General features: G+C 74.0%; 15 protein-coding genes and 1 pseudogene. 4 read left to right on the top strand and 12 right to left on the bottom strand.

Annotated features, from left to right (window positions below):
* A pseudogene (locus BJF79_RS15455) lies at positions 1-687 on the top strand (lipase); the annotation flags it as partial.
* Here BJF79_RS15455 and BJF79_RS15450 read toward each other — a convergent pair.
* The 6 genes from BJF79_RS15450 to BJF79_RS15425 form a co-directional block, all read right to left on the bottom strand.
* On the bottom strand, positions 672-884 hold the full coding sequence (locus tag BJF79_RS15450; protein ID WP_075898168.1) for a hypothetical protein: 213 nt from the start codon (positions 882-884) through the stop codon (positions 672-674). The pseudogene BJF79_RS15455 and the gene BJF79_RS15450 overlap by 16 nt on opposite strands.
* A complete protein-coding gene (locus BJF79_RS15445) occupies positions 854-1,942 on the bottom strand; it encodes a hypothetical protein (RefSeq protein ID WP_158079182.1) in 1,089 nt (362 codons plus the stop codon). The genes BJF79_RS15450 and BJF79_RS15445 overlap by 31 nt, the downstream gene beginning before the upstream one ends.
* Positions 1,939-2,406: a PPOX class F420-dependent oxidoreductase gene (locus BJF79_RS15440; protein WP_075898164.1), complete on the bottom strand. Its 468-nt coding sequence runs from the start codon at positions 2,404-2,406 to the stop codon at positions 1,939-1,941. Before BJF79_RS15440 ends, BJF79_RS15445 begins: the two co-directional genes overlap by 4 nt.
* Before the next feature lie 90 nt (positions 2,407-2,496).
* Positions 2,497-3,039 carry a MarR family winged helix-turn-helix transcriptional regulator gene (locus BJF79_RS15435; RefSeq protein WP_262402076.1) on the bottom strand — a complete coding sequence of 181 codons (543 nt, stop codon included), beginning with the start codon at positions 3,037-3,039 and terminating at the stop codon, positions 2,497-2,499.
* Between the two features lie 237 nt (positions 3,040-3,276).
* Positions 3,277-4,314 carry an NAD(P)-dependent alcohol dehydrogenase gene (locus BJF79_RS15430; RefSeq protein WP_075898162.1) on the bottom strand — a complete coding sequence of 346 codons (1,038 nt, stop codon included), beginning with the start codon at positions 4,312-4,314 and terminating at the stop codon, positions 3,277-3,279.
* Complete coding sequence (locus BJF79_RS15425) at positions 4,307-4,735, bottom strand: MerR family transcriptional regulator (RefSeq protein WP_075898160.1); 429 nt, start codon at positions 4,733-4,735, stop codon at positions 4,307-4,309. Before BJF79_RS15425 ends, BJF79_RS15430 begins: the two co-directional genes overlap by 8 nt.
* A 335-nt stretch (positions 4,736-5,070) precedes the next feature.
* On the opposite strand from BJF79_RS15425, the gene BJF79_RS15420 reads away from it, so the two are divergent.
* The gene (locus BJF79_RS15420; protein ID WP_083733472.1) at positions 5,071-8,169 is read left to right on the top strand and encodes a S8 family serine peptidase; all 3,099 of its coding nucleotides are present in this window, start codon (positions 5,071-5,073) and stop codon (positions 8,167-8,169) included.
* Here the strand turns inward: BJF79_RS15420 and BJF79_RS15415 are convergent.
* The 4 genes from BJF79_RS15415 to BJF79_RS15400 form a co-directional block, all read right to left on the bottom strand.
* Positions 8,144-9,091 (bottom strand): hypothetical protein, encoded by a 948-nt coding sequence (locus tag BJF79_RS15415; protein WP_075898158.1) that lies wholly within the window; start codon positions 9,089-9,091, stop codon positions 8,144-8,146. The genes BJF79_RS15420 and BJF79_RS15415 overlap by 26 nt on opposite strands.
* Positions 9,091-9,654, bottom strand: a complete 564-nt coding sequence (locus BJF79_RS15410) for a PadR family transcriptional regulator (RefSeq protein ID WP_075898156.1) — start codon at positions 9,652-9,654, stop codon at positions 9,091-9,093. The genes BJF79_RS15415 and BJF79_RS15410 overlap by 1 nt, the downstream gene beginning before the upstream one ends.
* A gap of 167 nt (positions 9,655-9,821) precedes the next feature.
* On the bottom strand, positions 9,822-10,508 hold the full coding sequence (locus BJF79_RS15405) for a class I SAM-dependent methyltransferase (protein ID WP_075898154.1): 687 nt from the start codon (positions 10,506-10,508) through the stop codon (positions 9,822-9,824).
* Between the two features lie 22 nt (positions 10,509-10,530).
* Positions 10,531-11,184, bottom strand: a complete 654-nt coding sequence (locus BJF79_RS15400) for a hypothetical protein (RefSeq protein WP_075898152.1) — start codon at positions 11,182-11,184, stop codon at positions 10,531-10,533.
* Between the two features lie 401 nt (positions 11,185-11,585).
* Between BJF79_RS15400 and BJF79_RS15395 the strand changes: the two genes are divergently transcribed.
* A complete protein-coding gene (locus BJF79_RS15395) occupies positions 11,586-12,389 on the top strand; it encodes a hypothetical protein (RefSeq protein ID WP_075898150.1) in 804 nt (267 codons plus the stop codon).
* A 61-nt stretch (positions 12,390-12,450) separates the two neighbouring features.
* Here the strand turns inward: BJF79_RS15395 and BJF79_RS15390 are convergent, their stop codons facing one another.
* Positions 12,451-12,648, bottom strand: coding sequence for a DUF6243 family protein (locus BJF79_RS15390; protein WP_075898172.1), 198 nt, complete (start codon positions 12,646-12,648; stop codon positions 12,451-12,453).
* Positions 12,649-12,879: 231 nt separating this feature from the next.
* Here BJF79_RS15390 and BJF79_RS15385 point away from each other — a divergent pair, with 231 nt between their 5' ends.
* Positions 12,880-13,950: a quinone-dependent dihydroorotate dehydrogenase gene (locus BJF79_RS15385; protein WP_075898148.1), complete on the top strand. Its 1,071-nt coding sequence runs from the start codon at positions 12,880-12,882 to the stop codon at positions 13,948-13,950.
* A gap of 34 nt (positions 13,951-13,984) precedes the next feature.
* Here BJF79_RS15385 and BJF79_RS15380 read toward each other — a convergent pair whose 3' ends face one another.
* Entirely contained in the window at positions 13,985-15,430 is a 1,446-nt protein-coding gene (locus BJF79_RS15380) for a methyltransferase (protein WP_075898146.1), read from the bottom strand.
* Positions 15,431-15,763: the final 333 nt, after the last annotated feature.

The following is a 15,763-nucleotide window of genomic DNA, read 5'->3' as shown; positions in this document are numbered from 1 at the left end:
TACGAGTCGTCCGAGGTGGAGTTCCCCGGCGGGCGGCTGGTCACCAGCGAGCTGCTGGGCGCGCCGCCGCCCTCGACGCCCGGGGAGATCGCCGCGCTGCTGAAGAAGGCGATGGCGGCGCGGGTGGCCGACACCCGGTTCGTCCTGGACCGGCTGCCCGATCTCGGACGGCGCGCCGGTGCGGCCCTCGACACCGGCCGCGTCGGCATGATCGGGCATTCGGCCGGCGGGTTCACCGCCGCGCAGGCCATGCACGACGACCGGCGCATCCGCGCGGGGATCAACATGGACGGGCAGATGGACTTCCCGGACGGCACGCTGAGCACGGTCGCGCGGGACGGGCTGGACCGTCCGCTGCTGTTCCTGCGGTCGGACGGCGGCGACGCGGTCGAACCGTCGTGGGCGGCGTTCCGGCGCAACACCCGCGGATGGACGGCGAGCGTGCTGCTGCGCGGTTCGCGGCACGCCTCGTTCACGGACGCGTCGGCGGTGCTGCCCGCGCTCGCCCGGCGGGGCGTCGAACCGGCCGGGGGGCTCGCCGCGGCGATCGGCACCGTCGACCCGGAGCGGGCGATCGCCGTCCAGCGGGCCTGCGCGGCCGCGTTTCTCGACCACCGGCTCCGCGGCCGCGACGCGCGGTTCCGGTTCCGGTTCCCCGAGGTCGTCTCCGGTCAGTCCTGCCAGTAGAACAGGAGGTCGTGGACGCGGAGCGGCTCCCGGTCGCCGAAGAAGTAGACGTGCAGCCCCGCGACGACCGTCTCGGCCAGGTCGCCGCCGATGCGCGTGAAGCCCGCCGCCCGCATGGCCGGGCCGGGTTCGTCCCGCAGGCTCGTGAAGTAGGGCCCGAGCTTGCTCACCAGGACGCGGCCCTCGGTGATCTCCACGACGTGGTAAGTGCCGTGGCCCGTCCGGTGGTAGGCCCCGGCGTCCTTCGGTTCGCGCGGCTCCAGGCCCGCGTCGGCGAGCGCCCGCACGGCGCGGTCGAGCGCCGCCGCCACCCGTCCGTCCGGGTCCGGTTCCGGTTCGAGGAGCGCCGCCTCGACCAGCCAGCGGGGGTCGGTGCCGCGCTCCCCCGGCGCGTCGCCGCGCGGACGATCGCCGCGCGCACGTCCGGCGGCGCGTCCGGGAGTTCGACGCGGGGCGAACCGGCCGCTTCCCACGCGGACCGGACGTCGCGTCCGCGCCGGTGCAGGACGGCGAGCGCCCACAGGTGGCCCGGCGCCCGCCGCCGCACCAGTTCCCAGAGCGCCCCCTCGCAGTCGGCGTCGGCGTCGGCGAGCAGGTCGTGCGCCGTCCGCGCGACCGTGCGCGAGTCGTCCGCGAGCGACGCGACGATGTCGTCGCCCGCACGCCAGCGGAGCCGGACGCCGAGGAGCCGCTCGTCCGCCGACGCGCCGCGCACCGCGAGCGTCCCGGTGGAATCGGCGCCCAGCTCGGCGAGCACCGCGGCGAGTCCGCACGTGTCGATCAGCGCGTCGACGCCCCGCTCCCCCGGCATCCGCAGCTGCGTCCACGGGTCGGCGGCCATGGCCACGAGGCCCCGCGCCACGCTCAGGTCTCCCAGCTTCGCGCGCGCCACCGCGAGCGCCGGGCGGACGTGGCGCCACTCGTCGCGGTCCTCCTGCGCCCGCAGCCATTCGAGCAGCCCGGCCGAGTACGGACGGTCCGGTTCGCTCAGCGCCTCCAGCAGCGCCGCGCGGACGTCCGCGGTGGCGCCGCCGTCCCGGACGAACTCCAGCAGCGCGCCCGCGCGTTCGTCCGGCACCCGTCCGGTCAGCGCCCGGGCGCAGGCCGCCCGGCGCCACCGGGGCTCGTCGCCGTCGTACACGGCCTCGACGAGATCGTTCAGCGGGATCGGCGCCGCCCGTGCCGCGAGGTCCTCCGACGGTTCCCACCGCACCCGGCCGGACGGCATCAGGTCCCGGATCCGCTCCCGTGTCATCGGGACGCGGCGGAACCGGGCGGGAAGCCGCCGGTCGCGATCGGCCCCCACCCGTCGACGGTGACGCGGATCAGGGACTTGTTCTGCCGCGCCATCGCCCGCCGGTAGTCGTCCCAGTCGGGGTGCTCCCCGGCGATGCAGCGGTAGTAGTCGACGAGCCCGTCGAGCGCGTCCGGCATGTCGAGGACCTCGGCGCGGCCGTCCACCTGCACGTACGGGCCGTCCCAGTCGTCGGACAGCACGCAGATCGACACCGACGGGTCGCGGCGCGCGTTCCGCGCCTTCGCACGGCCCGGGTACGTCGACACGACGATGCGTCCCTCGCCGTCGACGCCGCAGGTCACCGGGGACATCTGCGGCGCCCCGCCGGAGCGCGCGGTGACGAGCACGCCGCGGTGGCGGGGGCGCAGGAACTCCAGCAGCGCGGCGCGATCGACGCGCTCGGCGGTGGCGATGCGTGGCATGGATTCCTCTCCGGAGTCGTCGGGGCCGCGGCGGCCCCGTCCGACCCTAGCCACCTGGAGCGCGCTCCGGCCGAACCGCGGCGGGGCGGGTCACGCGGTCGCGGCGTCGTCCTCGCGGAGGTGGTCGAAGACGTCGAGGGAGACCTCCAGGCGCGACAGCAGCCGCGCCAGCTCGCGCCGTTCGGACTGGCGGAGCGTGCCGAGCATCCGCTCCTGCGTGCGGAAATGCTTCTCGACGACCCGGTCGATGAGGTCGCGGCCCGCCTCGGTCAGCTCGATGTAGACGACGCGGCGGTCGTGCTCGTCCTTCGCGCGCCGGACGAGGCCCGCCTTCTCCAGGCGGTCGATGCGCTGGGTGAGGCCGCCGGTGGTGATCAGCCCGACCTGCGCGAGTTCGCCCGCGGTGCGCCGGTAGCCGGGGCCGCTGCGGCGCAGCGACGCCAGGACGTCGAACGCGGGGGTCGTCAGGTCGAACTCGGCGAGGGTCTCGGTGACGAGCGCCTGGTAGCGGACGTCGCAGCGGTGCAGGCGGCCGAGGACGCGGATGCTGTCGACGTCCATCCCGGGCATCTCGCGGCCCCACTGCTCGATGACCAGATCGATGAGGTCGGACGAAGGACGCTGCGACGCCACGGGATTCTCCTGAGGAATGAGGGAAATCTTCGGTTGACCTGCACTCACGGACGTCGCGGACGGCGCGGGCCGAGCCGCCGCCGGTCCGTCGCGAGACCGTCTCAATAGGTTAGACCGTCGCCGCGCGCGGGATGTTTATCGTGCGGGATTTCACTTAGAGGAAAGAGAACGCCGCCGCATCCCGGGGCGGGGTGCGGCGCGTCGTCGGCGGCGTCGTCCGGGCGGGCGGGCGGCGGGTCAGCCCGCCATGTCGAGGACGAAGCGGTAGCGGACGTCGTTGCGGGCCAGGCGGTCGAGGGCGGTGCCGACCTCGTGCGCGGGGACGACCTCGGTTTCGGCGGTGATGCCGTGCCGGGCGCAGAAACCGAGCATCTCCCGGGTCTCGGCGACGCCTCCGCTGCCGGCCCCGGCCAGGTTCTTCGCGCCGACGATCAGGCTCATCGGGCGCACCCGGAGGTCCGCCTCGGGAATGCCGACCAGGCACAGGGTCCCGTCGACGGCCAGGGCGTCCAGGTACGGCTCCAGCGCGTGCGGCGCGCCGACGGTGTCGATGATCAGGTCGCAGCGGCCCGCCTGCGCGGCCATCGCCCGCTCGTCCGGCGACAGGACGACCTCGTCGGCGCCGAGCCGGCGCGCTTCCTCCGCCTTCGCGGGGGACGTCGTGAACTGCACGGTCTCGGCGCCCAGCGCGTGGGCGAGCTTGAGGGCGACATGCCCGAGTCCGCCCATGCCGACGACGCCGACCGTCCGGCCGGGACCGGCGCCCCAGCGGCGCAGCGGCACCCAGGTGGTGACGCCCGCGCACATCAGCGGGGCCGCGCCCGCCGGATCGAGCCCGTCCGGCAGCGGGTGCACGAAGTGCTCGTCGACGACGTACTCGGACGAGAAGCCGCCCTGCGTCCGCGTCCCGTCGACCCGGTCGGTGCCGCCGTAGGTGAGGGTGACGCCCTGCTCGCACCAGTTCTCCCGTCCCGCGCGGCAGGCGGCGCAGGTCCGGCAGGAGTCGACGATGTTGCCGACGGCCACCGGGTCGCCGACGGCGAACGCGGACACGGCGGAGCCGACCGCGGCGACCTCCCCGACGATCTCGTGCCCCGGCACGAGCGGGAAGCCGGACGGGTCGCCGTGCCGGACGGCCGACAGGTCGGAGGCGCACACGCCGCAGTACCGGACGCGCACCGCCACGTCCCGTTCGCGCGGTTCACGCCGTTCGAACTCCCACCGTTCGAGGGCCGCTCCCGGTGTTCGGGCCGCCCATCCGGTCGCCTTACGCATGCTCGTCCCCCGCTCCGCCGATCTCGTCCTCGCAGTCCAGGCCGCGCCGCTTCAGGTCCCGGTGGTGCGCGATCTTGTCCCGCACCACCGCGAGGTCCCGCCGCAGCCGTTCGATCCGCCGCTCGACGTCCGCCGCGTGCTCCTCCAGCAGCGCCGCGCGGGCGTCGTGCCACTCCAGCCCCGAGCCCATCCGGACGAACGCCCGCACGTCGCCCACCGGCATCCCGGTGGCGCGCAGCGCCTGCACGAGCCGGACGAACCGGACGGCCCCGGGCGGGTACCGGCGGCGACCGTCCGGCCCCCGCTCCACCTGTGGCAGGAGCCCCTCCCGCTCGTACCAGCGCAGCGTGTCCATGCTCAGCCCGGTCAGCTCCGATACCGCCCGGATGCCGACCGCTTCCGGCTCAACGACTTCGGCCATGTCGCGAAGCTATGCGCTGGAGTCCGCTCCAGCGCAAATCGTTCGGACGGGGCGGCGCCCGCCCGCGAGCGCGGCACGTCCGGTGCGGGGCGGCCGGGTGTGGTCAGCGGGGCTGGGCGGAACGACGATGCCAGCATATGGTGGCAGTGTTCCCCGCGCCGAGGAGTGATCGCCGTGCCCCCAGACCGGAACCGACTCCATCGCCGAGCCTTCAGACCACTCGCCGCCGCGGCCACCGCGCTCGGCTGCCTCGCCGCGCTCACCGTGCCCACGCCGCCGCGGCCGCGCCCGTCCGGTCCACCCCGCCGGACGGCCCGTCCCGGACGGTCACGCTCGTGACCGGCGACCGGGTCGTCGTCACCCCCCGGGACGGACGGACGCCGCGCGTGTCCGTCGAGCCCGGGACCGGACGGGACGACGTCGGATTCGCCGCGCACGTGACGGCGACCGAGATCACCGTGACCCCGATGGACGCCGTCCCGCTGCTGGCGGACGGACGGCTCGACCGGCGGTTGTTCGAGGTCCACCGGCTGCTCGCGTCCGGCTACGGGGACGAACGGACCGGCGACCTGCCGCTGATCGCGTCGCGTCCGGTCGCGTCCCTGCGGTCCGCGCGGACGATCTCGGCCGGGGGCCTCACGGCCGTGCGGGCGGACAAGGACGGGCTGGCGAAGACGTGGCGCGAGTTCGTCGCCGATCCGTCGGCGCGGCTCTGGCTGGACGGGAAGGTGAAGGCGAGCCTGGACGGCAGCGTCCCGCGGATCGGCGCGCCGGCCGCGTGGGAGAAGGGCCTCACGGGCGAGGGCGTCACGGTGGCCGTCCTCGACACCGGCGTCGACGGCGGGCATCCCGACCTCGACGTCGCGGCGGCGCGGAACTTCACCACGGCCGGGTCCGCCGACGACGCGAACGGGCACGGGACGCACGTCGCGTCCGTCATCGCCGGGTCGGGCGCGGCGTCGGGCGGGAAGTACCGGGGCGTCGCGCCCGACGCGCGGATCGTCAGCGGCAAGGTGCTCGACGACTCCGGGCAGGGGCAGGAGTCGTGGCTGATCGCCGGGATGACGTGGGCGGCGAAGGAGGCGAAGGCCGACGTCGTGAACCTCAGCATGAGCTGCTTCTGCGACACGCCCGCGACCGAACCCGTGGAGCAGGCGGTCAACGACCTGTCGGCGGAGACGGGCGCGCTGTTCGTCGCCCCGGCCGGCGACCTGTCGTGGCCGGTCCCCGGGTTCATCTCGCTGCCGGGCGCGGCGGAGTCGGCGCTCGCGGTCAGCAGCGTCGACCCGCAGGACCGCCCGGCCTCGGCCGTGCGGGGGCCGCGCACCTGGGACTACCTGATCAAACCCGAGATCATGGCCCCCGGAGTGGGAATCGTCGGCGCGCGCGCGGACGGCACGTCGGCGGGTTCTCCGGTGGACGACTCCTACACCCGGATGTCCGGCACGTCGGTGGCGACGCCGCACGTGGCGGGGGCCGCGGCGGTGCTCGCGCAGCAGCACCCCGGCTGGGACGGGCCGCGGCTGAAGTCCACGCTGCTGGCGTCCGCGAAGCGGCTGCCCGTCGACTTCGGGGTCCAGGGCGCCGGACGCGTCGACGTCGCCGCGGCGGTCGAGCAGCGCGTCGCCGCGTCGCCGCCGACCGTCCACGCGGACGTGAAGTGGCCCGACTCCGGGCCGTCCGAGGTCGTCCGGGAGGTCACCTACCGGAACGCGGGCGGTGCGCCCGTCGAACTGGGGCTGGGCATCGAGCTGACCGGCCCGGACGGCGCCGCGCTCCCGGCGGGGGCGGCGACGCTCGACCGCGACCGGATCACGGTCCCGGCGAACGGTGCGGCGACGGTCGCACTCACCCTGCGGGGCACGGAGGGCGTCCGGGCGGGACTGTTCACCGGCACGCTGACCGCGACGGGCGCGGACGGCCCCGCGGTCGTCACGCCGGTCGCGGCGTACGTCGAACCGCCGACGAGCAACGTCACGATCCGGGTCACCGACCTCGACGGCTCCCCCGCCGGGGCGTACGCGTCGCTGACGAACATGGAGACCGGCGAGCGGTTCGACGCCTACGGCAGCGCCGACGGAACCGCCACGGTGCGCGTCCCCGTCGGGACCTACGACGTCTCGGGCCAGTTCGGGACGGACGGGTGGACGCACGGCTTCCGGAAGATCCACGAGTTCGAGGCCGGGGCGAACACCGTCCCGATGGACGCCCGGACGAACACGCCGGTCGAGTTCACCAACGACACACCGGGCGCGGAGATGACCGACGCGACCGTCGGGCTGGGCCTGATCACGGACCGCTTCTGGAGCATGATGTTCCTCGACGGCGGCGCCGGGAAGCGGATCTCGGTGCAGCCCGGATCGGACGAGGAACTCACCTTCACCGTGCTGAACACGTGGCAGAAGGCGGGCGCCGACCCGAGCCCGTACGTGTTCCACGATTTCCGCTCCCGCCGGGGGATCCCGGCGGATCCGTCCGTGCGGACACGGCTGGCGGACATGGCGCGGATACGCACGTCCGTCCGGGCCTTCGACGGCGCCACGAGCGGGTCGCTGCGCACGTCCGCCTACAGCGCCGGGGAGACGGGGAGCCTCGCGACGAACGTGCCCCGGCCCGTGCCGGACGACTTCACCCTGTACCTGCGGGCGGGCGACGACGTGACCTGGCACCAGGACCTCCGCATGTACGACGACGCGGACGACGAGGTCGCGCGGATCTTCCGGGACGGACGCTCGTACCGGGCGGGCCCCCTCGCGGACGCGTGGAACGCGGCCGTCGTCGGGACGGCGGTGGACGACTGGGGCAACGAGCGGGACGGCGACCTGCTGACGGTCGCGCCCGGCTGCCCGTCCACCGGGGCGCTCGACTCCTGCGGCCGCGTCTTCACGGGCACGGGCGCGTTCTCGCTGAGCCGGGACGGCACGGTCCTGAAGGAAGTCGAGGTCACCCGAGGGGGCGCGCCCGACATCGAGGTGACGGTCCCGGCGGAGGAGGCGGCGTACACGATGCGGTACACGCTCACACGTCCGGACCTGCCCGCCGGCTCGCTCACGACCGAACAGGAGACCGTCTGGACGTTCCGTTCCGCCGAGACCGCCGAGGTGACGCAACTGCCGCTGCTGGCCGCGCGCTTCCTGCCCGCCGGGCTGGACGAACGCAACCGCGCGCCCGGCGACCGGGCCGCGCTCGTCCCGTACTGGGTCGAGCGCAACCCGGGCGCCCCGGCGGTGCCCGTCACGTCGATCGAGGTCGAGGCGTCGTTCGACGACGGCGCCACCTGGCGGACGCTGCCGACGGCCGGTGGCCCGGCCCTCGGCCTCGTCCGGGTCGACCCGGACGACGGCGCCGAGTTCGTCTCGCTCCGCGCGACGGCCGCGGACCGCGACGGGAACACGGTGACGCAGACGATCATCCGGGCGTACGGACTGTCCTGACGGCCCGGCGGAACACGTCGAAGGCGGGCTTGCGGCCGTAGTCGTCGTACAGCAGCCCGAACCGGTGGAAGAGCCCGTCCTTCGACGAGTCGGCGTCGCGCAGCGCGAAGTGGAGGTAGGCGCCGATGCCGAGCGCGCCGCTCTCGCCGACGACCGCGTCCAGGACGGCCCCGAGGACCTCGGCCTGCCGTTCCGGGGTGCGGCCGGGCCCCGTCGGCCAGCCGTTCTCGGTGACGTGCAGGGGGACGGCGGCCGGGATCCCGGCCGCCGTCATCAGGTCGCGGTGCATCGCCAGGAGCCCGGCCGTGGCCGCACCGGGGTCGGGGGCGGGCATGAACACGTCCGGGAAGAAGTCGAGGCCGACGTAGCCGAGCGCGTCGACGAAGGCCCGCCCGCCGAACTCCGTCAGATCGCCGAGGAACCCGGCGGCCGGGCCGAACATCGGTGTCGTGTTGAAGCCGACGCGCAGGTCGTCCAGGCCGAGGCGGTCGGCCTCCGCGCGGGCGGCGACGACGCCCTCGACCAGGGCGCGGCGGACGTCCGGGTAGTAGCCGTCGAGGGTGGCGATGCCCGCGACGTTCGGCTCCTCGGTGATCTGCAGCGTCGCGATCGCCGGGCCGTGGCGGTGCAGGACGCCGCGGACGAACTCCAGGTAGCCGGGCACGTCCCCGGAGTCCGACTGGTACTGGACGACGATGTCGAGGCGGCGCCCGTCCCCGGCGTACCGCTCGACGTCTTGCGGGGTCTCCGTCCGGGGACGTCCGGGGTCGGTGAAGCCGCAGTAGCCGCGCACGAGGAACGGGCCGTCGCCCTGGAGGTCTCGCAGGGCCGCGAGGATCTCCGCCGGGTCGTCGGCCGGGCCGGTGGCGAGGCCGCCCTCGTCGTCGCCGGTGATCCCGCCCGGGTAGATGCCGAACTCCATCAATCCTCCTCGGTGTGGGGCCAGGTGAGCGTTCCGTCGGCGATCTCCGTAAGGACGTCCTCGACCCAAGCCAGCTCGGCCCGGACGAGCGCGCGCGCGTACTCGGCCTCGATGACGTACAGGCGGGGCACGTCGGCCCCGGCCAGTCCGGAGTCGAGCCGCGCGAGGTCGTCGCGGAGCCGCCCCGCCCGCTCGTTCAGCGCGGCCGTCGCCCCTTCGAGGCCGAGCGCGCCGAGGTAGGCGACGGCCGTGAGGAAGACCGGGTACTCCTGCTTCGGCACCCGGATCAGCTCGTCGAGCCGCCGGGTGAAGGCGTCCCGGCCCTCGCCGGTCAGCTCGTAGACGGTCCGGGCGGGGCGGCCCCCGTCCTGGACGGTCTCGCGGGCGCGGGCCCATCCCTGCCGTTCGAGCGCCGCGACGACGTCGTACAGCGACCCCCGGTTCGTCCGGACGTTCGTCCCGCGCTCCCGGAGCACGACCCCCATCTCGTACGGGTGCATCGGCCGTTCCAGCAGCAGGCCCAGCACCGCGAGGGCCAGCGGATTGTCCACACTTCGTGCCATAGTCGCTCCCTGATATCAGAAACCGACTATACCCTCAGCCCGCGGGAAGGCGCGGACAACGACTGCTGCGGCGGCCACCAAGGTTCGCCGGGGTTCGTTGACCTGCGGCGTGTTGCCCTTATGGGCGCCCGAGTTAGGGCAACACGCCGCAGGTCAACGTCAGGGCGCTAGCGGGGGTCGGGGATCAGGCGGAACGCGATGAAGGCCGGGAAGGTGGCGAGAGATGCGTGGTCGTCCGGGTAGCGGTCGGCCATCTCCGGGACGGGACGCGGTTCGAGCAGCTCTTCGATGAGGAATCCGGCGGCGCGGAACACGGCGTTGAGGTCGGTGAGGGGCCGCCGCCACGAGCGGACCGGCCAGTCCCGCTCCGAGCTGAGGGATTCCTCGACGGGTTCCACCGTGAAGTACGAGCCGCCGAGCCGCCGCCACGCCTTCGCCGGGTGCTCGGTGGACAGGACGACCGCGCCGGACGGCCGCAGCACGCGGCGGAACTCGCGGAGCAGCGCGACCGGATCGTCCAGGTAGTGGACGGCGAGGGCGAGGACGGCGAGGTCCACCGAGCCGTCCGGCACCCAGGTCAGCGGGTCGGCGAGGTCGTGCACGCGGAGGTCGGCGCGGCCGCCCGTGCGGTCCCGGGCCAGTCCGACGAACGTCGGGCTGGCGTCGCAGCCGAGGACGCGGGCGCCCCGGTCGAGGAGTTCGGCCGCGTAGAGGCCGGGGCCGCACGCCGCGTCGAACACCGTCGCGCCCGCGACGTCGCCCGCGAGGCCGAGCACGGCCGGACGGTCGTAGTAGGCGTTGTACGCGCTCGACTCGGCGTGCGCGGCGTACTCGCGGGCGAAGCGTTCGTACATCCCCCGATCGTCCCAGACGAGATCATCCGCCGGGTTCGTGCACGTGGCCGCGGTAGCCGCGGCCCTTGACCACCATGTCGGCGCGACGGAAGTCGCCGGGCCGCAGGGCGCACATGCCGCTGGCGACGACGTCGCGGAAGATCCGGTCGGAGACGATCAGCGCGAGGTCGCGGTCCGGGGATTCGGCGAGGCGGCGGCGCACCGGGGCGGCGTCCAGCAGCCGCGCGACCAGCACCGGGGCGTCCCCGGCCGGGCCGAACGACGACGCGGGGCTCGTGACGAAGCCGTAGTGCACGGCGAGCCGCAGCCGCAGGCGCCGTCCCGGACGCACGAGTCGTGCGAGTTCGCGTTCGATGTTCGCGGGGAGGCACCCGACGACGCGGCCGAAGTCGATGCCCTCGGGCAGGACGATCAGGGCGCCGTCGCCGCCGGGCTGCAGCCGCCAGCGGCGCGGGTCGATGCCGGTGGCGTCGGCCGCGCGGATCAGCACCCGTTCGAGGTCGCGCTGGGCGTCGGCCTGCATTTTCTGGGTGCGTCCACTGAAGTCCTCGATGTCGACCCCGAACATCAGCCGCAGCCGGATGGAAGGGACGGACTCGTCGTCGAGAGCGGACTTCGATGCGTTGAAGAGCCGGAAGGACTTTCCGGAGGGCGAGCGCGCCGGCAGGATCCGCATGGTGTCTTCTCCCCGTTCATCCCCACTTCCCAAAGGTAGGATGACATGCGAATCCGCCCTTTCCTAGGCGCTTTTCGCGGCACGGAAAGCAGATTGTCAGGTGGCATCGAGCCATCCGGCGTGGCGGCACGCGGCACATGTGAATGTGGCCGGGAAACCGCCGGAGAAAGCGGCTGGTCCGTGCGGTCGCGTTAATGGGCACATTCCAGTTCGCCACCTGGCATGGCGACAGTTGCGGGGCTCATCGGCCGGAAAAATTCTTGGGGCGCGAGCCGAACGGCACCGCCCTCACGGCCCCGGCGCACGCAAGAATCCGGTTCAATCGGGTGAAACCGTGCACGCTTCCGGCGGGTCAGATCTTCGGAAGCGCGGGCACGGCGCCTGCCGGAGGGAGAAGATCCGTGACCAGTGGCGACCCCGCCGACCGGACGGACGCGCCCGGACCGTACGCGGACCTGTCGCGTGCGCCCCGCCCGCGTGCGCGCGGAGCGCACCGCGCGCCGGAGCCTCGTCCCGAGCCCGCCGCCCGGCCGGAACCCGCGGGGCCCGCGTGGATCGTCGTCCCGCTCCGCGCCATCGCGTTCGTGATCGTGCTCCCGTTCCGGCTCCTGTACGACCTGTTCCGGTTGATCTTCAAGGGCCTCGGCTGGGTCTTCGGCGGCATCTGGAACGCCCTCTACAAGTGGATCCTCGCCCCGATCGGACGAGCGGTCGCGACGACGCTCTACTACCTGCTCGTCGTCCCGGCGCGGTGGATCTACCGGGTGCTGCTGACCCCGCTCGGACACGGGATCGTCGCCGTCCTGCGCTGGATCGGGTGGCTGCTCAACCTCGTGCTGGTGAAGCCCGTGGTGTGGCTGCTGAACGTTTTGATCGCGATCCCGGCCGTCTTCCTGTGGAAGTACGTTCTTTACCCGGTGCTGGCCTGGATCGGCCGAATGTTCACGGCCATCGGGCGCGGCATCGCCTGGGTGTGGAACTCCCTGGTCGTGCCGCCGTGGCGGTACGCCGCCCGGTTCGTGCAATGGCTGTTCCGGACGTTCGTCGCGATCCCCTGCAAATGGCTGTGGACGTACGTGCTGCGGCCCGTCGGGCGTGGTATCGGCGCCGTGTGGAACGTGGTCGTAGGCGTCCCCTACCGGGCCGTCCGGCAGGCGCTCCGTGACGTCCGGCTCTCGCTCCGGCGGATGTTCCGCGGCGTATAGAGCGGTAAGAGCGGTATAGAGAACGCGCGCCGGTCCCCAAGGGAACCGGCGCGCGCGCTGTCTACTCTTCGTTCTGCTCGCCCTCGGCGGAGCGCTCCTCGTTGCGTTCCCGCATCTTCGCGAGGAGGTCCCGCTTCCGGGCGGCCTGGTCGTCGGCGTTGGCGGCCGCCTGCGGCGCATCGCCCCGCAGGTCGCGCCGCGAGACGTTCTTGCGCTGGCCGCCGACGCCCAGCAGGCCGTTCCGGCCCTTCTTGGCCATGGTCACTCCCGTGTTCTCGTGCTCTGCATGGTCTCAGCACGTCCGGTCGCGGGAGCGCGGCGGGGTCAGCCGCCGGTCGCGTCCCGGCCGGACAGGTCGGCGGGGCGAGGGCGGTACGCCCTGATCGGGAGCGGCCACCATGCGGTGGCCAGGGCATTCGTCAGCATGACGGCAGGCTATGCGGCGGCCCCCCGGATCGTCGAAGGGTTTTTCCTGGGATACTGACCCGTGATGTACCGACTCCTGTTCGCACTGGTCATCGCCCGCGTCCCGGCCGAGACCGTGCACCATCTGACGATGCGGGCGCTGCGGGCGATCCAGTCCGTGCCGGGGCTCGCGCCGCTGCTGCGCCGCCTGCTGGTCCGCCGCGACCCGGCCCTGGCCGTCCGCGCGTTCGGGATCGACTTCCCGAGCCCGCTCGGCCTCGCCGCCGGATTCGACAAGGACGCCGTCGCCTACGAGGCGCTCGCCGCGTTCGGGTTCGGCCACGTCGAGATCGGCACCGTGACCGGGCGCCCGCAGCCCGGCAACCCGCGCCCCCGGCTGTTCCGCCTCCCCCTCGACCGGGCCGTCGTCAACCGGATGGGGTTCAACAACGCGGGCTCGGCGGCCGCCGCCGACCGGCTCCGCGGACGCGGCGCGGCCACGATCGTCGGGGTCAACATCGGCAAGACGAAGGCGGTCCCGGAGGAGGAGGCCGCGGCCGACTACGTCGCGAGCGCCGAGCGGCTGGCGCCGTTCGCCGACTACCTCGTCGTCAACGTCAGCTCCCCGAACACCCCCGGCCTGCGAAACCTCCAGGCGGTCGAGCACCTGCGCCCGCTGCTGACCGCCGTGCGCGAGGCCGCCGACCGCACCGCCGGACGGCACGTCCCGCTGCTCGTCAAGATCGCCCCGGACCTCGCGGACGCCGACGTGGACGCCGTCGCCGACCTCGCCGTCGACCTCGGCCTGGACGGCGTCATCGCCACCAACACCACCATCGGCCGCGGCGGGCTGCGCAGCGCGCCCGAACTGGCCGCCGAGACCGGCGGGCTGTCCGGCGCGCCGCTCGCGGACCGTTCGATCGAGGTGCTGCGGCGGCTGCGCGCCCGCGTCGGCGACCGGCTCGTCCTCGTCTCGGTCGGCGGCGTCGAGACCGCCGACGACGTGTGGGAACGCGTGCGGGCCGGCGCCACGCTCGTCCAGGGGTACACCGGGATGATCTACGGCGGGCCGCTGTGGGCGCGCCGCGTCCAGCGCGACCTGGCCCGCCGCCTGCGCGGCAGCGCCTACGCGACGATCGAGGACGCCCGCGGCTGACCCCGACGTGCGGCCGACACGACGCGCGGCCGACTCAGTGGAAGAAGCCGTCTGCGATGAGTTCCGGGAGGACGGCGTCCGCGTGCGCGCGCACACTGGCGGCGTCCGCTCCGGTTAGCTGGGCGATGGCGTCGAGGAGGGGCTCCAGGGGGAGGGAGCCGTCGCAGACGCCCGCGAGGCCCGCCTCGACCGTCCCGACGCCCGCCGCGCGGCGGAGCCGTCCGGTCTGGCGCAGGACGATCCGCTCCGGGTCCTCGGCGCCGGGCGGGCCGATCTGCTCCTGCACCAGTTCCGCCGCCCGGAGGGTTTTTCCACAGCCTGTGGAAAACTCCGCGCCCGTCCGGAAGCCGTCGAGGACCTCGTCCACGTACGCGCCCACGGGCTCCTCGACCGCGTGCCGCAGTTCCTCGACGCGCACCGGCCCGTCGCCCTTCCGGAGCGTGATCCACCCGAACCCGACGCCCGTCACGCGCTGCCGCTCGAAGTGGTCGAGCCACGCCGCGTACCGGGCGCGGTACTCGGGCGTCCCCGCCTCGCACGAGTCCCGCAGCCACAGTTCCGCGTACTCCGCCGGGTCCTGGACGTCGCGCTGCACGACCCACGCCTCGCACCCCGACGCCTCCGCCCAGCCGCCGACGCGCTCGTCCCACGGCACCCCGTCGACGTGCAGCCAGTTGGCCAGGAGCTGGCAATATCCCCCGTCGTTCAGCAGATCGGGAGCTTCCGTGACGACCCGCCTGCAGAAGTCGTCGCCCGGCATCCCGGACTCCCGGTAGGTGAACCGCCGGTCGCCGGGCGGCGCGACGACGAACGGCGGATTCGACACGATCAGGTCGAACCGCCGCCCCCGGACGGGCTCGAACAGCGGCCCCTCCAGGCGTTCGACGCCGTCCGTCCCGGACAGTTCGAAGCTCATCTCCGCGAGTGCGAGCGCCCGCGCGTTGACGTCCGTCGCGGTGATCCGGCGCGCCTGCCCGCGCGCGCCCACGTGCACCGCCTGCACGCCGCAGCCCGTCCCGAGATCGAGGACGTTATCCACAGGGCTGTGGACAACCAGCCGCGCGAGACTCCCCGACGCGCCGCCCGCACCGACCACGTGATCGGGCGCCGGTACCCCGTCCCCCGGGCGCACCTTCCGGTCCGACACGACGTACCCGACATGCCCGTCCCCGTCGACCGCTTCCAGCGGCTCGATGTGGAACAGCCCCCGGACCTCGCCGCCCGACGCCTCCGCGAGACCCGCGCGGACCAACTCGTCCGTCGTCCCGTCCGGGGGCACCGGCACCTGCAGCCAGCACAACCGGGTCAGCACCTCCAGCGGCGACCCGCCCCCGGTCGCCCGCAGCGCGGGCACGATCTCGTCCCGCACCAGGGCCCCGCCCGCCACCGGCCCCAGCAGCGCCCGCACACCGGCGACGGTGTACCCCGCTTCCAGCAGGACGTCACGGACACGGCTGAGCGGCGCACGAAGATCGGACATCCCCCCATCCTGCCCACTCCCGCCCGCCCCGCGTAACGCATCCGCACCGAACCGCACCGGCGACCGCCCGACCGTCCCGCCCCCGGAGACCCGCGTCCGGAAGTGGACGGGACGGACGCCGCTCACCGGCCCCACCGAAGCCCTGGACACCCTCGCCGCTCGGGACGCCCTGGACGCCCTCGCCGCCCTCGTCGCCTTGGACACCTTGGACGCCTGGGACGCCCTGGACGCCCTCGTCGCCTTGGACGCCTTGGACGCCTTGGACGCCTGGACGCCTGGACGCCTGGACGCCTGGACATCCTCGCCGCCCTCGCCGCCCTCGGCGCCGACGCA

Source organism: Actinomadura sp. CNU-125 (assembly GCF_001942465.1).
Classification (GTDB): Bacteria; Actinomycetota; Actinomycetes; order Streptosporangiales; family Streptosporangiaceae; genus Spirillospora.
Note: the sequence above shows the minus strand (reverse complement) of the source record. Positions and strands in the feature narration are given on the sequence as shown.